At 70.6% G+C, this 22,027-nt stretch carries 23 protein-coding genes; 11 read left to right on the top strand and 12 right to left on the bottom strand.

All coding sequences use genetic code 11. The annotated features are described in order from the left end of the window. The first annotated feature begins 237 nt into the window (after window positions 1–237). From KSO98_RS16945 to KSO98_RS16935, 3 genes are all read left to right on the top strand, one after another. On the top strand, window positions 238–828 hold the full coding sequence (locus KSO98_RS16945; RefSeq protein WP_263642929.1) for a TetR/AcrR family transcriptional regulator: 591 nt from the start codon (window positions 238–240) through the stop codon (window positions 826–828). Window positions 829–839: 11 nt separating this feature from the next. After that, the gene (locus KSO98_RS16940) at window positions 840–1,061 is read left to right on the top strand and encodes a DUF3107 domain-containing protein (protein WP_225286895.1); all 222 of its coding nucleotides are present in this window, start codon (window positions 840–842) and stop codon (window positions 1,059–1,061) included. A gap of 148 nt (window positions 1,062–1,209) precedes the next feature. Continuing rightward, window positions 1,210–1,545, top strand: coding sequence for a hypothetical protein (locus tag KSO98_RS16935; protein ID WP_225286894.1), 336 nt, complete (start codon window positions 1,210–1,212; stop codon window positions 1,543–1,545). A 58-nt stretch (window positions 1,546–1,603) separates the two neighbouring features. On the opposite strand, the gene KSO98_RS16930 is transcribed toward KSO98_RS16935, so the two are convergent. After that, window positions 1,604–2,287 carry a ferritin-like fold-containing protein gene (locus KSO98_RS16930; RefSeq protein ID WP_225286893.1) on the bottom strand — a complete coding sequence of 228 codons (684 nt, stop codon included), beginning with the start codon at window positions 2,285–2,287 and terminating at the stop codon, window positions 1,604–1,606. A 128-nt stretch (window positions 2,288–2,415) separates the two neighbouring features. Between KSO98_RS16930 and KSO98_RS16925 the strand changes: the two genes are divergently transcribed. Then, window positions 2,416–3,906: a DEAD/DEAH box helicase gene (locus KSO98_RS16925; protein WP_225286892.1), complete on the top strand. Its 1,491-nt coding sequence runs from the start codon at window positions 2,416–2,418 to the stop codon at window positions 3,904–3,906. Window positions 3,907–4,138: 232 nt separating this feature from the next. Here KSO98_RS16925 and KSO98_RS16920 read toward each other — a convergent pair whose 3' ends face one another. Together KSO98_RS16920 and KSO98_RS16915 are read right to left on the bottom strand one after the other, a co-directional pair. Continuing rightward, a complete protein-coding gene (locus KSO98_RS16920; protein ID WP_225286891.1) occupies window positions 4,139–4,846 on the bottom strand; it encodes a L,D-transpeptidase in 708 nt (235 codons plus the stop codon). 13 nt (window positions 4,847–4,859) lie between these two features. Next, window positions 4,860–5,648, bottom strand: a complete 789-nt coding sequence (locus tag KSO98_RS16915) for a ParA family protein (RefSeq protein WP_225286890.1) — start codon at window positions 5,646–5,648, stop codon at window positions 4,860–4,862. A 50-nt stretch (window positions 5,649–5,698) separates the two neighbouring features. Here KSO98_RS16915 and KSO98_RS16910 point away from each other — a divergent pair, with 50 nt between their 5' ends. After that, on the top strand, window positions 5,699–6,496 hold the full coding sequence (locus KSO98_RS16910; RefSeq protein WP_225286888.1) for an SDR family NAD(P)-dependent oxidoreductase: 798 nt from the start codon (window positions 5,699–5,701) through the stop codon (window positions 6,494–6,496). 4 nt (window positions 6,497–6,500) lie between these two features. Here the strand turns inward: KSO98_RS16910 and KSO98_RS16905 are convergent, their stop codons facing one another. From KSO98_RS16905 to KSO98_RS16890, 4 genes are read right to left on the bottom strand one after another with little or no spacing between them, the layout of a single operon-like run. After that, a complete protein-coding gene (locus KSO98_RS16905; protein WP_225286887.1) occupies window positions 6,501–7,106 on the bottom strand; it encodes a MarC family protein in 606 nt (201 codons plus the stop codon). Further along, a complete protein-coding gene (locus KSO98_RS16900; RefSeq protein WP_225286886.1) occupies window positions 7,103–7,993 on the bottom strand; it encodes a PHP domain-containing protein in 891 nt (296 codons plus the stop codon). The genes KSO98_RS16905 and KSO98_RS16900 overlap by 4 nt, the downstream gene beginning before the upstream one ends. Before the next feature lie 38 nt (window positions 7,994–8,031). Then, complete coding sequence (locus KSO98_RS16895) at window positions 8,032–8,583, bottom strand: DUF6758 family protein (protein WP_225286885.1); 552 nt, start codon at window positions 8,581–8,583, stop codon at window positions 8,032–8,034. A gap of 52 nt (window positions 8,584–8,635) precedes the next feature. Beyond that, a complete protein-coding gene (locus KSO98_RS16890; protein WP_225286884.1) occupies window positions 8,636–9,190 on the bottom strand; it encodes a histidine phosphatase family protein in 555 nt (184 codons plus the stop codon). Between the two features lie 27 nt (window positions 9,191–9,217). On the opposite strand from KSO98_RS16890, the gene KSO98_RS16885 reads away from it, so the two are divergent. Then, the gene (locus KSO98_RS16885) at window positions 9,218–10,345 is read left to right on the top strand and encodes an MFS transporter (RefSeq protein WP_225286883.1); all 1,128 of its coding nucleotides are present in this window, start codon (window positions 9,218–9,220) and stop codon (window positions 10,343–10,345) included. Here KSO98_RS16885 and KSO98_RS16880 read toward each other — a convergent pair. Then, entirely contained in the window at window positions 10,332–11,144 is an 813-nt protein-coding gene (locus KSO98_RS16880; RefSeq protein ID WP_225286882.1) for an SDR family oxidoreductase, read from the bottom strand. The genes KSO98_RS16885 and KSO98_RS16880 overlap by 14 nt on opposite strands. After that, on the bottom strand, window positions 11,141–12,184 hold the full coding sequence (locus KSO98_RS16875; RefSeq protein WP_225286881.1) for a MaoC family dehydratase: 1,044 nt from the start codon (window positions 12,182–12,184) through the stop codon (window positions 11,141–11,143). The genes KSO98_RS16880 and KSO98_RS16875 overlap by 4 nt, the downstream gene beginning before the upstream one ends. Window positions 12,185–12,359: 175 nt before the next feature. On the opposite strand from KSO98_RS16875, the gene KSO98_RS16870 reads away from it, so the two are divergent. Together KSO98_RS16870 and KSO98_RS16865 are read left to right on the top strand one after the other, a co-directional pair. Further along, a complete protein-coding gene (locus KSO98_RS16870) occupies window positions 12,360–13,262 on the top strand; it encodes a capsular polysaccharide synthesis protein (RefSeq protein ID WP_225286880.1) in 903 nt (300 codons plus the stop codon). A 35-nt stretch (window positions 13,263–13,297) separates the two neighbouring features. Next, entirely contained in the window at window positions 13,298–14,425 is a 1,128-nt protein-coding gene (locus tag KSO98_RS16865; protein ID WP_225286879.1) for an endonuclease/exonuclease/phosphatase family protein, read from the top strand. A 79-nt stretch (window positions 14,426–14,504) separates the two neighbouring features. Here KSO98_RS16865 and KSO98_RS16860 read toward each other — a convergent pair whose 3' ends face one another. The 3 genes from KSO98_RS16860 to KSO98_RS16850 all read right to left on the bottom strand — a co-directional run bounded on the left by KSO98_RS16860 (window position 14,505) and on the right by KSO98_RS16850 (window position 18,925). Continuing rightward, window positions 14,505–15,698: an acyl-CoA dehydrogenase family protein gene (locus tag KSO98_RS16860; protein ID WP_225286877.1), complete on the bottom strand. Its 1,194-nt coding sequence runs from the start codon at window positions 15,696–15,698 to the stop codon at window positions 14,505–14,507. Between the two features lie 101 nt (window positions 15,699–15,799). After that, complete coding sequence (locus KSO98_RS16855) at window positions 15,800–16,843, bottom strand: hypothetical protein (protein WP_225286876.1); 1,044 nt, start codon at window positions 16,841–16,843, stop codon at window positions 15,800–15,802. 30 nt (window positions 16,844–16,873) lie between these two features. Continuing rightward, complete coding sequence (locus KSO98_RS16850; RefSeq protein ID WP_225286875.1) at window positions 16,874–18,925, bottom strand: RCC1 domain-containing protein; 2,052 nt, start codon at window positions 18,923–18,925, stop codon at window positions 16,874–16,876. A gap of 117 nt (window positions 18,926–19,042) precedes the next feature. On the opposite strand from KSO98_RS16850, the gene KSO98_RS16845 reads away from it, so the two are divergent. Genes KSO98_RS16845 through KSO98_RS16835 form a run of 3 tightly spaced genes read left to right on the top strand, consistent with a single transcriptional unit; the run spans window position 19,043 to window position 22,027 of the window. Beyond that, complete coding sequence (locus KSO98_RS16845) at window positions 19,043–20,323, top strand: magnesium transporter MgtE N-terminal domain-containing protein (RefSeq protein ID WP_225286874.1); 1,281 nt, start codon at window positions 19,043–19,045, stop codon at window positions 20,321–20,323. Then, window positions 20,316–20,831 carry a DUF1003 domain-containing protein gene (locus KSO98_RS16840; protein WP_225286873.1) on the top strand — a complete coding sequence of 172 codons (516 nt, stop codon included), beginning with the start codon at window positions 20,316–20,318 and terminating at the stop codon, window positions 20,829–20,831. Before KSO98_RS16845 ends, KSO98_RS16840 begins: the two co-directional genes overlap by 8 nt. A gap of 35 nt (window positions 20,832–20,866) precedes the next feature. Continuing rightward, complete coding sequence (locus KSO98_RS16835) at window positions 20,867–22,027, top strand: Mrp/NBP35 family ATP-binding protein (RefSeq protein ID WP_225286872.1); 1,161 nt, start codon at window positions 20,867–20,869, stop codon at window positions 22,025–22,027.

Genomic DNA, 22,027 nt, shown 5'->3' with positions numbered 1-22,027 from the left:
GTGCGGTGTTGCCAGGTGATGCAGGCCCAACGTCGGGCCAGGCCACCATTGTTCCCCGCAGCGCCGGACGCGCCGTACCGGTCCCGGCATCCGAAACCGCCTACCGCCGGGTAGGCTGCGCGTTCAGGCAAAGCGCCAGCACCATCCACTGCCGATCGATCAGCCGGCATGACCAGCGGGAGCCCCGTGAGCACCGACCAGTACGACCTCGATGACCCCCGTCGCCGCGGGGCCCGGATGCCGCGCTCGGAGCGGCGCACCCAGCTGCTGGGCGCTGCCCTCGAGGTCTTCGTCGCCCAGGGCTACCACTCCGCCGCGATGGACGACATCGCCGAGCGTGCCGGCGTCTCCAAGCCGGTGCTCTACCAGCACTTCCCCGGCAAGCTCGAGCTCTACCTCGCGCTCCTGGAGCAGTCCTGCGACGCGATGATCAACAACGTGCGCGAGGCGCTGAACTCCACGCACGACAACAACGAGCGCGTCTCCCGCACGGTCCAGGCCTTCTACGACTACGTCGCCAGCGACTCCGGCGCGTACCGCCTGGTCTTCGAGTCCGACCTCACCAACGAGCCCGCCGTGCGCGAGCAGGTCGACCGCGTCACGAACGAGTGCACCGAGGCGATCGCCGAGGTCATCGCGGCCGACACCGACCTGCCGGAGCCCGCGGCGCTGCTGCTCGCGGTCTCGCTGGTGGGAATGGCGCAGGTCTCGTCCCGGTTCTGGCTGGACAGCCGTCGGCGGATGAGCAAGGACGAGGCGGCTACGTTTGTCGGCAACCTCGCCTGGCGGGGCATCGCCGGCTACCCGAAGATCGACGAGCAGCACTGAAGGAGCAAGACGTGGAGATCAAGATCGGCGTGCAGTACAGCGCCCGCGAGCTGGTCGTGGAGAGCGACGAGAGCGCGGAGGCGGTCCAGAAGCAGGTGGCCGACGCGATCGCCGCCGGCAGCCTGCTGAGCCTGACCGACCGCAAGGGCAAGCACGTCTTCGTCGCGGCCGACAAGATCACGTACGTCGAGATCGGCGCCGGCTCCGACCGCAAGGTCGGCTTCCTGAACTGACCGACCGCCTTTCCTGGCAGCACCACAGCACGCCGTCGCGACACGCGGCGGCGTGCTGCGTCGTCGGAGGGGTACATGCGTGGCCAGATAGGTGCAAGATCAGGACGGGAGCAGGTAGCTCCCGGCTGACAGTCTGAAGGGACCCATCATGCTCTGGACGATCATTGTCATCCTCGTCGGCGGCATCATCATCGGTGCGCTCGGCAAGCTCCTCGCGCCAGGCCACCGCGACAACATCCCGTTCTGGCTGACCATCGTGTGCGGCATCGTCGGCATGATCGTCGGCAGCCTGCTGTACTACGCGATCTTCGGCCTGTCCGGCCCGGCGCAGCGCGTGATGGACGCCAACCCCGACGGCCCGTACGGCTGGGACAACACCACCAAGGGCATCGACTGGTGGCGCCACATCTGGCAGGTCGTGGTGGCGTGCTTCGCCGTCATGGCGGCCTCCTTCATCACCGGTCGCGACACCACCCGCCGCTGACCCGCTCCTCGCACGACGCAGCAGCCCCCGTCCGCGCGGACGGGGGCTGCTCGCGTTCTCAGTGCTCGAGTCCGAGCTTGCCCATCCGCTCGATGTGGTGCTGGGTGATCCGGCCGAACATCTCCGCGATCGAGGCGAGGTCGAGCGTGCCGATCACGTCGCCGGCGAGGACGTCGGAGAGCGACTCGCGCTCGGCGGCGACGTGCTGGGTCTGGGTGAGGGCCTCCCCCATGATCCGGCGGCCCCACAGCGCGAGCCGACCGGCGATCAGGTGGTCGGCCTCGATGCCGGCGCGGACCCGGTCCACGACGAACTCGCTGCGGTCCTCCACCAGCGTCGACTCGATGATGCCGCGGGTCTTGGCGTCGAGGTGGACGGCGAACTCACGGTAGAAGTCGCGCACCAGGTTGTCGCCGACGTACGCCTTGACCAGCGACTCCCACCAGTCGGCGGGCGCGGTGTAGGCGTGGAACGCGTCGATCGGGATCTGGAACGGCGCCATCGCCTCGTCCGGGTCGGCGCCCAGAGCGCGCAGCGCGTCCATGATCGGGTCGACCTTCTTGAACTGGGCGTGGGCGAGCTGCAGCAGCTCTACCTTGTCGCCGAGCGAGGGCGCGCGACCGGCGTCCTCGGAGAGTCGCTCAGCAGCGGAGATCTCGCCGTACGCGATCGCACCGAGCAGATCGATGATCGCGGCGCGATAGCGCGGGTCGGTCAGGTCGGGAGCCACGGATGCAACCACGGCTGCACACTACCGATAAACTCGCGTGCGTATGTGCGCGGCACTGTGCTTTCCCTGACGGTTGAGACAAGACCCACGGTCGAGACGACAGAGCCGCTCCGGCCAAGTGAAAGCGACATCTGAACACCATGACAACCTTCCGTGACCTCGGCGTCATGCCCGAGATCTGCGACGCGCTCGAGTCCAAGGGCATCAGCAAGCCGTTCGCCATCCAGGAGATGACCCTCTCCGTCGCCCTCCAGGGCACCGACCTCATCGGCCAGGCCCGTACGGGCACCGGCAAGACCCTCGCCTTCGGCATCCCGGTCGTGCAGCGCACCGTCGCGCCGACCGACCCGGACTACCCGGAGATCCCGCAGGGCAAGCCGCAGGCCCTGATCGTCGCCCCGACCCGCGAGCTCGCGCTCCAGGTTTACGGCGACATCACCCTCGCCGGCTCCACCCGCGGCGTGCGCACCCTCGCCATCTACGGCGGCACCCCGTACGAGTCCCAGATCGAGGCGCTCGAGTCCGGCGTCGACATCGTCATCGGCACCCCGGGCCGACTGATCGACCTCGCGAACCGCAAGGTCCTCGACCTCTCCCACGTGCACGCGCTCGTGCTCGACGAGGCCGACGAGATGCTCGACCTGGGCTTCCTCGAGGACATCCAGAAGCTCATCAAGCTCACCCCCGAGACGCGCCAGACGATGCTGTTCTCGGCCACCATGCCGGGCCCGATCGTGGCCCTGGCGCGCACCTACATGCGCACCCCGATGAACATCCGCGCCGAGTCCTCGTACGACACCACGATGGTGCCGGCGACCGCGCAGTACGTGTACCAGGCCCACGACCTCGACAAGCCGGAGATGATCGGCCGCATCCTGGTCGGTTCCCCCGACGTCGACAAGGTCGTCGTCTTCGCCCGCACCAAGCGCCAGGCCCAGCGCGTCGCCGACGACCTCGTCGACCGCGGCTTCAACGCCGGCGCCCTGCACGGCGACATGGCGCAGGTCGCCCGCGAGAAGACCATGCAGCGCTTCCGCGACGGCAAGGTCCAGATCCTGGTCTGCACCGACGTCGCCGCCCGCGGCATCGACGTCACCGGCGTCTCCCACGTCATCAACTACACGACCCCGGACGACGAGAAGACCTACGTCCACCGCATCGGTCGTACGGGCCGCGCGGGTGCCTCCGGCATCGCCGTCACCCTGGTCGACTGGGCCGACCTGGTGAAGTGGAAGCTCATCAACAAGGCTCTCGACCTGCCGTTCGACGAGATCGTGGAGACCTACTCCTCCTCGGAGAACTTCCTGCACGACATGGGCATCGCCAAGGGCACCAAGGGCCGGCTGAAGAAGTCCGAGCCCACCCCGCGCGCCGAGCGCTCCGACCGCCCGGCCTCTAAGGACGGCGAGCGCTCCGAGCGCGCCCCGCGCAACCGCGACCGTACGCGTACCCGCTCGCGCGGCGGCGAGGTCGTCGCCGGTGCCGAGGGCACTGAGGCTCCCGCCGCCGTCGCGTCCGCTCCGGCGGCCGAGGGCGGCACGGACGGTGACGCCAAGAAGCCGGCCCGCCGTCGCCGTCGTCGCTCGTCGGGCTCCAAGCCGGCCGGCGAGGGCGCTCCCGCCGCCGAGTGACTCGGCCCTCAAGCACCGCCGACTCGGCCGTTAGACACGGCTGACCTGGCCCTGAGGCATCGCTGAGAGGCCGCTCCGTCACCGACGGAGCGGCCTTTCGCGTACCGGAGGGCCGACTCAGCGGTGCACGAGGGCCGAGTCGAGCGTGCCGGAGGGCCGAGTCAGCGGTGCGCGAGGGCCGAGTCGAGCGTGCCGGAGGGCCGAGTCAGCGGTGCGCGAGGGCCGAGTCGCGTCAGGCGACGACGACCACTTCGGTGCCGATGTCGGCGAAGTCCCACATCGCGATGGCATCCTCGGTCTTCTGCCGGATGCAGCCGTGCGAGAGCGGGGTGCCGAGCTGGGCGATGGTCTCCAGCGGCTTGCCGTCCTTGGTCGGGATCGAGTGGAAGCCGATCGAGGCGCCCGAGTCGGTGCCGTGCGCGAAGCGCACGAAGTACTGCATCACGCCGGAGTCCTCGATGCCCGTGGCCCAGCGCGACTTGCCGTAGACGTGGTAGGTGCCGGGGCGGAGGTTGTCCTCGACGCTCCCCGAGGCGAGGTACGTGCGCTCGACCTTGCCGTCGTCACCGACGATCCAGACGCGCTGCTCGGTCTGGGAGAAGACCGCGCGGCGGCCGGAGCCGGAGTCCGGGGGCAGCGCAGTGCTCTGGGCAGCGGCCGGGCTGTGGCTCGGGGACGCCGACGCTGACGCTGGCGCCGCCGTGCTCGGCGTCGCACTGACCGAGGCACTGGCGGACGGGCTCGTGGACGGCGTGTCCGCCATCACCTGTGCGACCGCGGCGGCCGCGTCGGCGGGGTCGTGCGCGACGGTCGGCCCGCCGCCGGAGCCTGAGATGACGCCGAAGCCGGCGAGCACCGCGACCAGGGTGACCAGCGCGGAGGTGCCGAGGAGCCCGATCCGCCCCCATCGGGGGCGGACGTCAGCGCGATGCCTGCTCACGTGTCTGGACCCACTACTTCCTGGGACCCTGCGCGGCGCGTGCGACCAGGTTGGCCGCGACCTCGCGGTAGGCCTGGGCGCCCTTGCTGGTGCGCGAGGTGACGAGGATCGAGCGTCCGGCGGCCGGGGCCTCGGCGAACTTGATCGTCTTGGGGATCGGCGGCTCGATCACGTCGAGCCCATACGTCTCGGAGATCGTCTCCAGCACGGTGCGCGCATGCGTCGTACGCCCGTCGTACAGGGTCGGAAGGACGCCCCACACGTCGAGCGAGCGGTTGGTGAAGCGGCGCACGTCGTGCACGGTGTCGAGCAGCTGGCCGACGCCACGGTGTGAGAGCGTCTCGCACTGCAGCGGGATCAGCACGCCGTTCGCGGCGGTCAGCGCGGCGACGGTGAGCACGCCGAGTGACGGCGGGCAGTCGAAGAGGACCCAGTCGTAGTCGGGCGCGGCGTCCTCGGCCATCGCCTCCAGCACGGCCTTGAGCACGTGCTCGCGGCCCGTACGGGTCAGCAGGTCGGCCTCGGCGCGCGCCAGCTCGATCGTGGCCGGCAGCAGGTGGACGCCGTCCTCGGTCTCGTAGATGACCTCACGCGGATCGGTGCCCTTGGTGAGCACGTGGTGCACCGAGAGCTCCAGGTCCTCCGGATCGATGCCGAGCGAGAACGTCAGGCAGGCCTGCGGGTCGAGGTCGACGAGCAGCACCGAGTGCCCGAGCTCGGCGAGCGCCGCGCCGAGGGACGCGACGGAGGTGGTCTTGGCGACGCCGCCCTTCTGGTTGGCGATCGCGAGCGTGGTGGTCATCGGGACCATCATGCCCGACGCGGGGTCACGAACAGTGCAAGAGTTGCGGTATGGCAACGACATCCGGCACACCGCGTCCCGCTTCGGGCACCGCTCTCATCACCGGCGCCACCGCCGGCATCGGTCTCACCTTCGCCCGTCAGCTCGCCGCGCAGGGGTACGACCTCGTACTCGTCGCCCGCGACAAGGGCCGGCTGGACGAGGTCGCGGGCGAGCTGAGCGCCCAGCACGGCGTCCGCACCGAGGTGCTCGCCGCCGACCTGAGCGACCGCGCGCAGCTCGCCACCGTCGAGGACCGCGTCGCCTCGGCCGAGCAGCCGATCGACCTGCTGGTCAACAACGCGGGCTTCGGCCTCAAGCACCGCTTCCTCGACAACTCCGCCGACCTCGAGGAGCAGATGCTCTCCGTGCTGGTCACCGCGGTCCTGCGCCTGTCCCACGCCGCGCTCGGCGCGATGACGGCACGGGGCTCGGGCGGCATCATCAACGTCTCCAGCGTGGCCGCGTTCCTGCCGCGCGGCACGTACAGCGCCGCGAAGGCGTGGGTGAACAGCTTCAGCGAGTGGGCGGCGACCGAGTACGGTCCGCGCGGTGTGCACGTGATGGCGCTGTGTCCGGGCTTCACCAAGACCGAGTTCCACGAGCGGATGGGCCTGGACGCCGAGCACGGGTCCGCGCCCGCCTGGATGTGGCTCGACGTCGAGGACCTGGTCTCCACCGCGCTCAAGGACTTCGGCAGGAAGAAGATCTACTCGGTGCCGTCCGCGCAGTACAAGGCGATCGTCGGCGTCACCCGCGCCATCCCGCGCGGCGTGCTGCAGCGCTTCCAGTCGCTCGGCCGCAAGTAGGCGGCTACGCGGACTCGATGAACGCGATCACGGCGTTCTCGATCATCTGCACCGCGATCGCGGCCAGCAGCAGACCGGAGATGCGCGTGACGAGCATGACGCCGCTCTCGTGGATCACCTTGAGGATCGGCAGCGAGAACCGCATCATCAGCCACAGGATCACGTGGACCCCGACGAAGCCGATCGAGACCGCGAGGAAGTCGTCCAGGCCGTGCACCTGGCGCGCGAAGACCATCGTCGCCGCGATCGCACCCGGCCCGGCGAGCAGCGGCGTGCCGAGGGGCACCAAGGCGATGTTGGTGTCGCCGACCGCCTTCTGCTCGCCGTGGGTGCCGGTCAGCAGCTGGAGCGCGACCAGCAGGAGCAGCAGCCCGCCGGCGCACTGGAGCGATGCGAGGGTGATGCCGAGGTAGTGCAGGATCGCCTGACCGAAGAAGGCGAAGACCGAGATCACGCCGAAGGAGACCAGCACCGACTGCCAGGCGGCCTTGCGGGTCGTCTCGACGGAGCGACCCGAGGTCAGGGACAGGAAGATCGGCACGGTGCCGACCGGGTCCATGATGACGAAGAGCGTCACGAACGAGGACGCCAGCAAGGCTCCGTTGATCACCGGAGCACCACCGGCGGCAGGCTCACCGGAGCGGGGCGACCACTGGCAGCGGACGCCGCTGCGGCCCGCTCCAGAAGTCGGTGCAGCTCGACGGCTGCGGTCGTGTTCACTCCGAGAGGGTGCCCGGTCTTCCCGGTCCCGTGGTAATCGCTGGACCCGGTCGCGACCAGGTCGAGCTCGGCGGCGACGGCGCGCAGCTCCGCACGGGTGGCGGCGTCGTGGTCCTGGTGATCCACCTCGACGCCCGCCAGACCGCGCGCCGCGAAGGTGGCGAGCTGCTCGACGGACGGCGTACGACGGGTGGTGCGACCCCACGGATGGGCGATCACGCTGACGCCCCCCGCACGGGCGATGAGGTCGATCATCCGCTCCAGCGGTGCCGCGTAGCGATCCACGTACGCCGGGCGACCCCACGCGAGGAACCGGTCGAAGGCCTCGTCGCGGTGGCCGACCACGCCGAGCGCGACCAGCGCGTCCGCGACGTGCGGACGCCCGGTGGCGGCCGCGTCCGTGGACTGGGCGTAGACGTCGGCCTCGGTGATCGCGATCCCCTCGGCCTGCAGCTGCGCGACCATCAACGGCACCCGGGCCGAGCGACCCGCGAGGATCTGCCCGAGCTCCTCGACCAGCGGCTCGTACGTCGGGTCGATGAGGTAGCCGAGCAGATGGACGCTGCGGCCGCCGTGCTCGGTGCTGATCTCGATCCCGGGGATGACGGTGACGCCGTGCTCCTCGCCGGCGGCGAGGGCCTCGTCCCAGCCGGCGGTGGTGTCGTGGTCGGTCAGGGCCACCACATCGAGCCCCGTCGCCGCGGCCGCGGCGACCAGCTCGGCCGGCGTATCGGTCCCGTCGCTCACCCGCGAGTGGGTGTGGAGGTCGATGCGCACGCGCCGAGACTATCGACGTGCGGCGGGCGGCGCGTATTTCACCAGCGCGGATGCGAGTCGTCGAAGGGCAGCTCGACCAGCGACGGTCCCAGGCCGGAGACGTCGCGCAGCTCCCAGCCGTCCTGGAACAGCAGCAGTGCCGCCGCGGGGCGCACCACCAGCCACAGCCAGCGTCCGCCCGCCTCGCCGGCGAGCACCGAGCGGTCCCACTCTCCTACGGCCGCGTGGATCGAGACCGGCCACAGCGAGACCAGCTGGCTGCCGATCCGGATCCTGGTCGCGGGCGGGCCGTCGCCGAGTCCGGGACCCGGGTCCGCGCCGGGGGTCCCGGCGAACCGCGCTCCGAGACCGACCCCGGCCTCCTCGGCGACCAGCAGCAGATCTACCGGGCCGTCGATCTCACTGGGCCCCGAGACGACGGACAGCGTCGCCCCAGGACCGATCCCGCTGCTGGCGACGCCGAAGTCCACCACCGACCAGCCGGGGCGCAGCGGCCAGGGCAGGTACGTCGGCAGCCCGTCGGCCAGCTCCAGATGACTGACGAAGCTGTCGTAGGACACCGCGTCGGGGCGCCACAGCTCGTGCGACATGCTCCCCACGGTGACCCGCGGGGGCCTACGGGTCAAGGGTTGCGGAGCGACCTCAGCTGTTCCAGGTGAGCACGGCCGCCTGGCCGCGGTCGTCGCCGAGGATCGAGAGCGTCGCGGTGCCGAGCATCAGGAAGCGGCCGAAGGAGACCGGCTCCTCGACCCAGCGAGCCGCGAGCGCGCGCAGGCAGTGGCCGTGGGCGAAGGCGAGGACGTCGCCGTCGCAGGCCCGCGCTCGGGCGATCACCCGATCCAGGCGCGCGGCGATCTCGTCTGCGGTCTCGCCACCGGGCGTGTAGCCCGTCCAGATCGACCAGCCCGGGTCGGTCTCGCGGATCTGCACCGTCGAGATGCCCTCGTACTCGCCGTAGCCCCACTCGACGAGGTCCTCGTCGACGACCGCGTCCGGGAAGCCGGCCAGCTCTGCCGTACGCCGGGCCCGCTGCCGCGGCGAGGTGATCACGGAGGCGAACTCGTGCCCGGCCAGGCGGCTCGCCATCCGGCGGGCGTCGTCCTCACCCTCGGGGAGCAGCGGGAGATCGGTGACGCCGGTATGGCGCCCGTTCTTGCTCCATTCGGTAGCGCCGTGTCGCACGAGATAAAGGACCATGGGGCCGGAGTCTGCCAGCATGCGTGCATGAGCCCACTCGCCCGGTCCCGTCGGGCGGCGCAGGTGGCGTTCGCGACCCAGGGGCTGATCTACATCAGCCTGACCGCGCGCCTGCCCCGCTTCCAGGACCACTGGGGGATCTCCGACCTGATCCTGTCGCTCCTCCTCCTGATGATGGTGGTGCTCGCCGGCGCGGGCTCCGTCCTCGCGGAGCGGCTGGCCGAGCGGCACCCCAGCGCGCGCCTGCTCCGGGCGGGGCTGCTGCTGATCGCGGTCGCGGTCCCGGTGATCACCACCGCGCCGCAGCTGTGGATCTTCGTGGCCGGGATGGCGGTGTACGGCATCGGGCTCGGCAGCGTCGACGCCGGCACCAACATGCAGGCGGTCGCTCTGGAGCACGTGTACGGGCGCACGATCCTGCCCTCGTTCTTCGGCGCCTGGACGCTCGGTGGCGTCATCGGCGGCGCGCTGGCCCTGGCGCTCGGCGACACCCCGCTGTGGACCGACGCCTTCCTGGTGGTCGTCCCGCTGACCGCGGCCACGCTGCCGCTGCTGCCGCGTGCGGGCGCCGTGGCCACCGCCGACCTGAGCGACGTGCCCTGGCGCCCGATCGTGCTGGTCGGGCTCGGGATGGTGCTCTTCTACATGGTCGACACGGCCGCACAGACCTGGGGCCCGACCTTCCTCGACGAGGTCTTCCCCACTCCGCACCACCTGGTCGCGCTGGCGACGTTCCCCTACCTGATCTCCTCACTGATCGTGCGGATGGCCGGGGACCGGCTGGTCGCGCGGTACGGCGCGGTGCCCGTCCTGCGGATCGGCGCGCTGGTGGCCTGCGCCGCGCTCGCGGTGGTCGTCTTCGCCCCCACCTGGCCGATCGCGGTGCTCGGGTTCACCGTCCTCGGCGCCGGCGTCGCCGTGATCGCACCGCTGAGCTTCTCCGCGGCGGCGCGGATCGCCGGCGGGGACCAGGCCAGGATCGACACCGTCATCGCCCGGTTCAACCAGTTCAATTACGTCGGCGCGCTCTTCGGTGCTGTCCTGACCGGCGTCGTCGGCTCGGGCAACCTGCGGATCGGGTTCGCCGTGCCGATGGTGCTGATCCTGGCGATGCTCCCCCTCGCGCGCGCCTTCGCGCCCGTCAGGACCGGGTGATCCGGCGGTTGACCTCGCGGGAGATGAAGGACGGCACCAGGTCGGCCGCGGTCGCCAGGGTCTTGGCCGGGAGACCGACCGCCGTGTGGACCTTGCGCGGCAGCGCCTTGCCGAGCAGGCCGCGGACGCCGCTCGGGCGGGCCGCCGCGTAGATCGCCTCCGCGACGTCGTCGACGGTGAGGTTGACGCCCAGGGTGTCGAGGCTGGAGGCCTCGGCACCGTCGAGCAGGCCGGTGTTGACCCACAGCGGCCAGACCGCCTGGACGCGGATGCCCTCCTTGCGCCATTCGAGCTCGAGCGCCTCGGTCAGCCCGCGGACGGCGAACTTCGAGGCGGAGTACGAGGCGATCTCCGCCTGCCCGTAGATCGCGGAGGCGCTGCACAGGTTGATCACGCCCGAGCCGGCGGTCGCCTTGAGGTACGGGTACGCAGCATGGCAGCCGTTGATGACGCCCTTGACGTTCACGTCGATGGTCAGGTGGTGCGCCGCGATCGGGACATCGGCGAGACGGCCCGAGCGCAGGATGCCGGCGTTGTTGATCAGCAGGTCGAGCCGGCCGCCGCTGGCCCGGGTGAACTCGGCGAGCACACGAGCCCAGTCGTCGGGCCGGGTGACGTCGAGGCTGCCGCCGATCGCGTCGCCCTCGCCCAGCTCGGCTGCGGTCCGCTCGGCGCCGGCGGCGTCGAGGTCGTACACCCCGACGAGCCAGCCCTCCCGTGCGAACCGGGCCGCGGTGGCGCGACCGATGCCGCCGGCGGCGCCGGAGATGAGGACCGAGGGCCTGGTGCCGGCGCTCATCGCGGGATCAGCGCCCAGACGTCGAGGTCGAGCAGCACGCCGGGGGCGTACTTCTGCTTGCCGTCCTCGTCGACCTTGAGCGTCATCGACTCGTCGCGGCCCTTGGTGGCCACGAGCCGCAGCCGGATCGCCCCGACGCCGGGCGCGGAGGTCTCGGCCTTGTCGAGGACCTCGCTCCAGGCGTAGATCGTGTCGCCGGCGAAGGCCGGCGCGACGTGGGAGCCGGCGTTGACCGCGGCGATGAGCTGGGCGTTCGCGAGGCCGTTGAAGGACAGCGCCCGCGCCAGCGAGATCACGTGGCCGCCGTAGACCAGGCGGTTGCCGTCGGGGCGGGCCTCAGAGTTGAAGTGCACCTTGGCGGTGTTCTGCCACAGGCGGGTGGCCATCATGTGCTCGGCGTCGGTGAGCGTGACGCCGTCGACGTGGTCGATCTTCTCGCCGACCACGTAGTCGTCGAAGCGGTGCGGCTCACCGGCCGCGCCGAAGTCGTAGGAGGAGAAGTCGAGCCCGGCGGGGATCACCAGGTCACCCGCGTCGACCGCGGGAGCGAGCGACGGCACGACGGCCTCCGGCGCGGGGGCATCGGCGTCCCGCTTGTGCACCATCACCCAGCGGCACCAGTCGATGGCGACCTCGCCGCGCTGGTTGGTGGCGGTCGAGCGGACGTAGACGACGCCGGACCTGCCGTTGGAGTTCTGCTTGAGGCCGATCACCTCGGAGCGGGTGGAGAGCGTGTCGCCCGGCACGACCGGGGCGTGGAAGCGGCACTCGGCGTACCCGAGGTTCGCGACCGCGTTGAGCGAGATGTCGGGCACGGTCTTGCCGAACGCGATGTGGAAGCCGATCAGCTCCTCGACCGGATGCGCACTGAGTCCCACCGAGGCGGCGAAGGCCGCCGAGGACGGGATGGCGAAGCGGGTCGGGTAGATCGCGCCGTACAACGCGCGGTCGCCCTCGGTGACCGTGCGCGGGGTGGCGTGCTCGATGACCTGGCCGATGGAGAAGTCCTCGAAGAAGTTGCCTGCGTTCGTCTTGCTCACGCCGGTCAGATTACCGGTCGGTAACTCACGCGGCCAGGGCGCTGGGCCGACGCGACGCAGGTCACATCGTCGGCTGCCCCCTAGGCGACCAGGCGAACGGCAATGCGAGCGAGGTACGAGCTCGGGCATTGGCCGCGAGCGCGGGAGCGAGACGCGGAGTGTCTAGGCTTGCGCCGTGCTCCCCCGGCAGATGTACGCGTACTGGCACCAGGGTGCCGACCAGGTCCCCGACCTGGTCGCGATGAACCTCGAGCGCTGGCGCACCCTCAACCCCGGCTGGCAGCTGACGCTGCTCGACGAGTCGGACGCCCGTCGCGTCCTGGCCGACAGTCCGATGGACCTGGGCTCGGTGCCGATCACGACGGTCGCCGACCTCCTGCGGGCGCACCTGCTCCGCGACCACGGCGGCGTCTGGCTCGACACCACGCTCTACCCCGTGATCCCCCTCGACCAGTGGCTGCCGCAGGTGACCGAGCCGGCCGGGTTCTTCACCTTCGACGGACCACAGCCCGACCGGCCGATCGTGAACTGGTTCCTCGCGGCCCACGCCGACAGCAGCGTGATGCGCCGGCTGTGCGAGGAGTTCGAGCGCTACTGGACGCGGCCCCATCACGTGGTGAAGCGGGTCGGGCTGTGGCCCGGCGACTCGATCGCGGCCGTCTCGCCCGGCACCGAGGCCGACCCGGCCCCGTACTTCTGGTTCCACTTCCTCTTCGGCCGCCTCATCGAGGTCGACGCCGACTTCGCCGCGTCGTGGGAGCGGATGCCCAAGTTCAGCGCCGGCCCGTGCTTCAAGGTGTGGCGCACGCTGCGCACCGAGGGCACCGTCGGACCCCAGCGGCTCCAGCGCCTCGCCGGGCGCGCGCCGGTGCAGAAGCTGACCCTGACCCAGGTCGAGTACCCGGTCGAGGCGCTGCGCGACCTGGTCTTCACCGAGGCGCCGCTCGTCCCCAGCGAGCGGGGCTGGACGCCCGCGATGGCGCACGCCGTCGTCGCCCTGCAGGAGACCGGGACGAGCCGCCCCGGCGGCCGGTGGGGCGCGCTGGCACAGCGCCTGCGGGGCGGACGCACGAAGTGAGCCGGCGCCCGTCCGGTCGTTAGACTTCCGGGACCATGACCGAGCCCGCCCCCCATCGCCCCGACGACACCGGGCGCGACTGGGCGACGATCCTCATCACCGCGGCGATCGTGCTGGTGTTCGTCGGCACCGGCGCCGCCCTGGTCCTGGCGCGGCAGGCGAGCCCGCGGACGGCGAGCGACCCGAGCAGCACCGGGCCCGCTCCGGTCTGGACCGACGAGGCGAGTCCGACCCTGTCGCCGACCGCCGCCCCGCCCTCGAGCACCGCGGCCCCCACGGTCGGCCCCACCGTCGGCCCTACCATCGGACCGGGCGGCGTCTCCGCGTCGGCGGTCGTCCCGCCGCAGCCGGCCTGCACGGCGCGCCCCGTCGTCCACCCGTTCCGGGTGGTCAGCTTCAACATCCACTCCGCGCTGCACGGCAACACGGTCATGATCGGCCAGATCGAGTCCGAGATCGCCGCCCTCACACCGGACATCGTGCTCCTCCAGGAGGTCGACGCCCACCGCGGCTACAGCGACTACGTCGACATGCCGACGGTGCTGTCGAATGCGCTGCACATGTACTACGCGTACGGGGTCAACAAGATCTGGGGCGTCGGCCGGGAGGGTCCCCAGCAGTACGGCACGCTGATCCTCACCCGCTTCCCGATCGTGGCGAAGTCGAACACGCCGCTGGTCAACGAGGGACGCCTCGAGCAGCGCGGGCTGCTGCACACGGTCCTCGACGTCGACGGGACGACGCTCAGCGTCTACAACACCCACCTGGAGAACAACACCCCCGGCCCGCACGGCGACCACCTCGCCCTGCGCGGCCGGCAGGCGGCGCAGGCGGCGGCGATCATCGCCAAGGACCCGTACCCGACGATCCTCGGCGGCGACATGAACTCCGGCCCCGGATCGGCGGCGATGAACTCCTTCGAGAGCGTGCTCTCCGACCCATGGAGCCAGGTCGGCGTCGGCAGCCCCAACTCGCACGGCAACCCGCCGAACGCGCGGATCGACTACCTGCTCCACCGTGGCACGAGCCTGACCCCGGTCCGGGCCCAGGTCGGACGGACGGCGGTCTCGGACCACTCCCCCGTCATCACCGACTATCAGCTCGCCGGCACCAAGCTGGTCGGCGCCTGCGCGACCGACCGCCGCGGGTCGAAGCACGGCTGACCCCGGCACGCCCTGGACGCAGAAGCGCCGGGCCCGCCTTCGCGGACCCGGCGCCTTCACGAGCGCGTGAGGACGAGCCTCAGATCTTGTACTCCTTGAGCAGCTGGCGACCGATGATCATCTTCTGGATGTCGGAGGTGCCCTCGCCGATCAGCATGAACTTGACCTCGCGCATGAGGCGCTCGATCTCGTACTCCTTGGAGTAGCCGTAGCCGCCGTGGATCCGGAAGGAGTCCTCGACGACCTCGTTGGCGTACTCGGAGGCGAGCATCTTGGCCATGCCGGCCTCGACGTCCATCCGCTTGCCGGTGTCCTTGAGGCGGGCCGCGCGGACCATCATGTTGTGGATGGTCTCGACCTTCGTCGCCATCTCCGCGAGGCGGAACAGGACGGCCTGGTGGTCGGCGATGATCTTGCCGAAGGTCTTCCGCTGCTGGGCGTAGTTGATGCCGAGCTCGAAGCCACGGATCGCGAGACCGCAGGCGCGGGCGGCGACGTTGACGCGGCCGACCTCGACGCCGTCCATCATCTGGAAGAAGCCCTTGCCCGGCTCGCCGCCGAGGATCTGCTCGGCGCCGATCTGGTGGCCCTCGAGGATGAGCTCGGTCGTCTCGACGCCCTTGTAGCCCATCTTGTCGATCTTGCCGGGGACGGTGACGCCCTGGGCGGTCTCCCCGAAGCCGGCCTCCTTCTCCACGAGGAAGGTGGTCATGTTCTTGTAGACCGAATCCGAGCCCTCGTCGGTCTTGGTGAGCAGAGCGACCAGGGTCGAGGAGGCGCCGTTGGTCAGCCACATCTTCTGGCCGGTGATCGAGTACGAGCCGTCGGACTGCTTGGTGGCCTTGGTCGAGACAGCAGAGACGTCGGAGCCGAGGCCCGGCTCGGACATCGAGAACGCGCCACGGACCTCACCGGTCGCCATCCGCGGCAGGTACTTCTGCTTCTGCTCCTCGGTGCCGTGCTGCATGAGCAGGTAGGCGACGATGAAGTGGGTGTTGATGACACCCGAGACGCTCATCCAGCCGCGGGCGATCTCCTCGACCACGAGCGCGTACGTCAGGAGCGACTCGCCCAGGCCACCGAACTCCTCGGGGATCGTCAGACCGAAGACGCCGAGCTCCTTGAGCCCGTCGACGATCTCCTGGGGGTAGGTGTCGGAGTGCTCGAGGTCCTGCGCCACCGGGATGATCTTGTCCTCGACGAACTGGTGCACCGCAGCCAGGATGTCCTGCTGGATGTCGGTGAGACCTTCGGTCTGGGCCAAGCGCGTCATGCTGTGTCCTCCTGGGCTGGATCGTTCCGGGCGATCCTACCCATCAGTACGGTCCCCGCTCCCGCGACGAACGTCACACTGCGGACCCGCGGGAGGCGCGGTCAGGACTGTTGCCGCCCGCGCCGGCGGGCGGAGCGCTCGGAGAGATCTCCGACGAGGAAGAGCAGACCGTCGAGCGCTGCCTCGAGCTGGTCCTGGCCGCTGACCTGCTTGGGCTGCACGCCTGCCACCCGCTGCGGGATGAGCTCGTCGAGGTCGCCGACGACGCGATAGCCCGCTGCGCGCAGGGCCTTGATCTGCTGCTCGCCCATCTTGCGTCCCCATCGCGTGTCGAAGCCGAGCTTCGGCTCACCCTCGCGGTGGACCAGGCCACCCTTGGCGAGCCGATGCTTGACCAGGCGCAGGTAGTCGCGGCCGGGGTCCCCCGGCGTCGCCGTGCCCTGGGTCGCGAGGTACTTCTCGTTGAACCGGCGCAGCACCAGGGCGCTGGCCAGTCCGAGGCCGAGGTTGGCCCGCACCTCGAGGTCGGCCTGCGAGCCGTCGATGCCCAGCACCGAGGTGAACCGCTCCCACAGCACGCGCGGGGAGGCGCCCGGCTGGGGCACGGTGACGATGACGAAGTTGTCCTTGCCGACGACCGCGGACCAGCGCTCGGCCAGGGCCGGGAGGTCCTGGTGGCGGTGGAAGTCGCGTCCCGCGCGGCCCTCCGCGCGGCGGACCTGGTCGAGGAACTCCTCCCAGGTCTCGATGGCTCCGTTCTGGGTGCTCTCCAGCCACATCGCGGGCACGGTGCGCCCCAGGTCGCGAGCCGTGACGATCACCGTGATCTCGGCGTCGCCGAAAGACGAGCAGATCAACGCGATCTCCTCCGGCGTGCGGGCGGCGAGGAACTCCATCGAGATCAGCGCCGTCTGGTCCCACGCCGCGATCTCGCGGACCAGGGTGTTCCACGGGCCGTCCTCGGCCAGCCCCCGCCCGGAGCTCTGCGCGACGTCGCGGACCGCCTCGACCTGGTCACGCCACCGCGTACCGGCGAACAGCACCCCCTGCTCGAGGAGTGCCTCCCTGTTCGCGCTGGCGACGTTCTGGATGAAGCTGGTCCCGGATTTCATCGCACCGATGTGCAGGACGACCCGTCGAGCCAAGATCGATTCCTTCGTGTGGGGAAGCGCCGATTATGGCAGATGGACGTGCGCGCGCTGGAGGAAGTGATCGGTGGCGTTCGCGACCAGCGGGGTGCGGGTCTTCTCGTAGCCGGACCACACCGTGCCGTTGGAGCCGAAGAGGTGGTCGAGGCGCTGGTCGTGCGGCGGCTTGCAGACGCCGTTGCGTCCGATCTTGCCGCCCTCCGGAGTGCGCAGCGAGGTCTTGGTCAGCACCGTGCAGAACGCCTTGGTCTTCTCGTTGAAGTCACCGATGTAGAAGACCGGGTAGCCCTTGGCCGTCAGCTTCTGCACCTTCGCGACCTGGATCGCCATCGCCTTGTTGCGCTTCTTCTGCTGCGCCTTGGTGCTCCACGGGGCGTTGTGGATGGCGAGCACCCACATCTGGCGGCCGGTCGCGCGGTTCTGCAGGAGGACCAGTGGGCGCGGCATCAGGGTCGCGATGTAGGGCGTCCAGAGCTGCTTGGTCTGGACCGCGGTGAAGGCGGACGTACGCCACAGCAGCGCCGCCTCGGTCCAGCGGCTGCCCTTGTCCGGCGTCGCGTACGAGGCGAGCTGGCCATGACTGGCCTTGAGGATCCAGGCGAGCTGCTGGGCCTGGGCCTCCTGGGTCGCGACGACGTCGAGGCCGAGGTAGTCGATCGCTTGGGCCGTCCACTCGGCGCGGATCCGCGCCGGGGCGCGGTAGTCCTCGTCGGTGCCGGGGGTGGTGTGCTGGTTGCCCAGGATGTTGAAGGTGCCGAGCTCGAAGTCGGTCGGTGCCCCGGGGGCCATCGTGTACGACGTGGGGTTGGGCGCCGTCGGCACCGGGGACGGCGCCACGGTCGGAGGCGTGCTCGTACTCGGAGCCGCCGTCGGGTCGGCGTCCGCACGGGCGCCGATGACGGCGCCGGGCGCCAGCGGGTAGGCGGTGTCGGTGACCGTGCCGTTGCCGAGCTGGCCGGCCTCGTTGTCGCCGTAGCAGGTCACGCTGCCGCCGGTCTTGAGGTCGCAGGTGTAGAGCCAGCCGGCGGAGATCGCGGCGACGCCGGTGCTGCGCACGACGGGGGCGGTGTGCACCAGGGTGGAGCGGTCACCGATCTGGCCGTAGCCGTTGTAACCCCAGCACAGCACCCGGCTGGCGGTGTCGAGCAGGCAGGACGTGCCCTCGCCGACGGCGACCTGGCGGGCGCGGGCGGTGGTGGCCACCCGGACCGGCAGGGCGCTGGAGGTGCGCCCGCCGTTGCCGAGTTGGCTCTCGTTGTTGTTGCCCCAGCACCAGACCTCGCCCGTACGGGTCACGGCGCAGGTGTGGCTCCAGGTGGCCGCGACCTGTGCCCAGTCGGAGCGGACGCCGACCCGGACGGGGTGGTTGGCACTGGTGTACGAGCCGTTGCCGAGCTGGCCCCACTGGTTGCCACCCCAGCACCACAGGGAGCCGTCGAGCTTCACGCCACAGGTGTTCCAGCCGCCGGCGGCCACCTGCGACCAGCCCTGGCTGCCCTTGACAGCGTGCGGCTTGGCGTAGCGCTTGGTGTTGCCGGTGCCGAGCTCGCCGGCGCGGTTGTCGCCCCAGCAGCGCATCTTGTGGTCGAGACGGATCGCGCACGTCTGGTACCACCCGGCGGCCACGGAGGCGTAGTGCTTGCCCTTCTTGACCTTCACCCGGGAGCTGGTCGCCTTGGTCTTGCCGTTGCCGAGCGCGCCGAAGTGGTTGAGGCCCCAGCACCGCAGCCGGTGCGTCGTGCTGACGCCGCACGTGTGCGAGCCACCGGCCGAGACCTGCGACCAGGTGGTGGTGCCGCCGGCCGCCACCGGCGTGGTGCGCGCCGATCCCCTCGGACCGTTGAGCTGGCCGTACGCGCCGTCGCCCCAGCAGCTCAGCCGGCCGCCGGTGAGCACGGCACAGCCGTGCTGGCCACCGGCGGAGAGCTGGCGGACCGGCGCGGAGACGACAACCCGGTGCTTCTGCGCCACCGTGATCCGGGTCTGGACATCGGCACCCGAGGAGGCGCTCTCGACGGCTACCAGCAGCCCGAGAGCGACCAGAAGACTCATCAGCATTGCGGCCGCGCGCTTGTTCACCAGTAGATCCTCATCCGAGGGGAGAAAGGGACAGCCACCATAACAGCAGTCACTCCTGTACCAGCCTGATGTGTGACCTGGCCATTCGCTATGGCAGGGAACCGATAGCGTGTCGCCGTGAGCACCACCCCCGCCCGCGTCTACGTCGCCCGCCTCGTCGGGCTGCCGATCTTCGACCCGCAAGGCGACCAGGTCGGCAAGGTCCGCGACGTCGTCGTCACGATGCGCGGCGATCGGTCCCAGCCGCGCGCGCTCGGGCTGGTCGCGGAGGTCTTCGGCCGGCGTCGGATCTTCGTGCCGATGACCCGGGTGACCACCATCGACAGCGGCCAGGTGTACACCACCGGGCTGCTCAACCTGCGCCGCTTCGAGCAGCGCGCGACCGAGACCCTCGTGATCGGGCAGATGATCGACCGGCAGGTCACCATCACCGCCTCCGGCCCGCTGAACGGCATCACGGGCACCGTCTACGACGTCGCCATGGAGCAGGGGCGCACCCGCGACTGGATGTTGTCGCGGGTCGCGATCCAGGAGGGCAGCAAGCGGGGCCCGGCCGCCCTGCGCCGTCGTGGGCAGACCCATGTCGTCGAGTGGCGCGACGTCGCCGGTCTGGGCGAGCGCTCCGCCACCCAGGGCGCCACCCACCTGCTCCAGGCCATCGCGGAGATGAAGGCCGCCGACGCGGCCACGATGATCCAGGACCTGCCCCCGGAGCGACGCGGCCAGGTGATCGCCGCGCTCGACGACGAGCGCCTCGCCGAGCTGCTCGAGGAGCTGCCCGAGGACTATCAGGTCGAGATCATGGCGCTGCTCGACTCCGAGCGCGCCGCGGACGTCCTGGAGGAGATGTCCCCCGAGGACGCCGCGGACCTGATCAACGACCTCCCGCCGGAGACCGCCGCCCAGCTGCTCGAGTTGATGGAGCCGGAGGAGGCCGAGGACGTGCGGCGCCTCATGTCGTACGCCGAGAACACCGCCGGCGCCATGATGACGCCCGAGCCGGTGATCCTCGGGCCCGATGCGACCGTGGCCGATGCTCTGGCGCACGTCCGCAACCCCGATCTCACCCCCGCCCAGGCCGCGGTGGTCTACGTCTGTCGTCCCCCGCTGGAGACGCCGACCGGCAAGTTCCTCGGCATCGCGCATATCCAGCGGCTGCTGCGCGAGCCGCCGTCGTCGCTGGTCGCCGGCTCGATCGACGACAGTCTCGAGCCGCTCAAGCCGACCTCGAGCCGTGATCAGGTGGCGGCCCTGATGGCGACGTACAACTTCGTGGCGCTGCCCGTGGTGGACGAGGACGGTCATCTCGTGGGCGCCGTCACCGTCGATGACCTGTTGGACCACATGCTGCCGGAGAACTGGCGCGACCGGGCGAAGGAGGAGGAGCGCGATGAGTGAGCCCCGTACCCGGCTGGACGTCCCGCAGGAGCAGCGCCGCAAGCTGATCCGCTGGCCGCAGTTCTCCAACGACGCCTTCGGCCGGTTCGCCGAGCAGTTCGCCCGCTACATGGGCACCGCCAGCTTCCTGCTCTTCATGACGATCTTCGTCGTGATCTGGGTCGTCGAGAACCTCACGCCGTGGCGGTTCGACGAGTACCCGTTCATCTTCCTGACGCTGATCCTGTCGCTGCAGGCCTCGTATGCCGCCCCCCTGATCCTGTTGGCCCAGAACCGGCAGGAGGCCCGTGACCGGGTCCTCGCCGAGCAGGATCGACGCGTCGCCTCGCAGGCCCAGGCGGACATGGAGTTCCTCGCCCGCGAGATCGCGGCGCTGCGGATGGCCCTCGGCGAGGTCGCCACCCGTGACTACCTGCGCTCCGAGCTGCGCTCGCTGCTCTCCGAGCTCGACGAGCGAGGCGGTACGAACGCTCAGTCCGCCGCGCTGTCCGAGGACGAGGCCGGGTAACGGCGGGGCTCGTACCGCCGCGTACCCTTGGCGCCGTGAGCACCCTTCTCGACCAGGTCAACGCCGCGCTGGCGACCGTCAACGACCCGGAGATCAAGCGTCCGATCACCGAGCTCGGCATGGTCGAGTCCGTCACCGTCTCCGACACCGGCGTCGTCGACACGAAGGTGCTGCTCACGGTCGCGGGCTGCCCGCTCAAGGACACCATCAACCGCGACGTCACCGCCGCGGTCTCCGCGGTCCCCGGCGTCACCGACGTGAGGCTCGAGCTCGGCGTGATGAGCGACGAGCAGCGCACCGAGATGCGGACCATGCTCACCGGCGGGGCGGCACAGCGCGAGATCCCGTTCGCCCAGCCCGGGTCCCTGACCAAGGTCTTCGCGATCGCCTCGGGCAAGGGCGGCGTCGGCAAGTCCTCGACCACCGTCAACCTCGCCGTCGCGATGGCCAAGCAGGGCCTCAAGGTCGGCCTGGTCGACGCCGACATCTACGGCCACTCCGTCCCGGCGATGCTGGGTGTGGCGGACTCCCGCCCGACGCAGGTCGACGACCTGATCATGCCTGTGCCGACCCCGTCGGGCGTCTCCGTGATCTCGATCGGCATGCTCAAGCCGCGCCGCGACCAGGTCGTCGCCTGGCGTGGCCCGATGCTCGACCGGGCGATCCGCCAGATGCTCGCCGACGTCTACTGGGGCGACCTCGACGTCCTGCTCCTCGACCTGCCGCCGGGCACCGGCGACGTGGCGATCTCGCTGGGCCAGTACCTCCCCAACGCCGAGTTCGTCGTCATCACCACCCCGCAGGAGGCCGCCGCCGAGGTCGCCGAGCGCGCCGGCACGATGGCAGAGATGATGCACCAGCGCGTCGTCGGCGTGGTCGAGAACATGTCGTACCTGCCGTGCCCGCACTGCACCGCCGAGGGCAAGGAGCACCGACTCGAGATCTTCGGGTCCGGCGGTGGCGAGCGGGTCGCCGAGACGCTCTCGCAGCGCTTCGGCACCACCATCCCGCTGCTGGGTCAGATCCCCCTCGACATCTCGCTGCGCGAGGGCGGTGACGCCGGCAAGCCGATCGTCGAGTCCGACCCGACCGCCCCGGCCGCCGTCGTCCTCAACGCGGTCGCGGAGAAGCTGTCCGGTCGCGGCCGTGGCCTGGCCGGCCTGCAGCTCGGCCTGACGCCGTCCAACAAGTTCTGA

The sequence above is a fragment of the Nocardioides nematodiphilus genome (assembly GCF_020216525.1).
GTDB classification, from domain to species: Bacteria; Actinomycetota; Actinomycetes; order Propionibacteriales; family Nocardioidaceae; genus Nocardioides; species Nocardioides nematodiphilus.
Note: the sequence above shows the minus strand (reverse complement) of the source record. Positions and strands in the feature narration are given on the sequence as shown.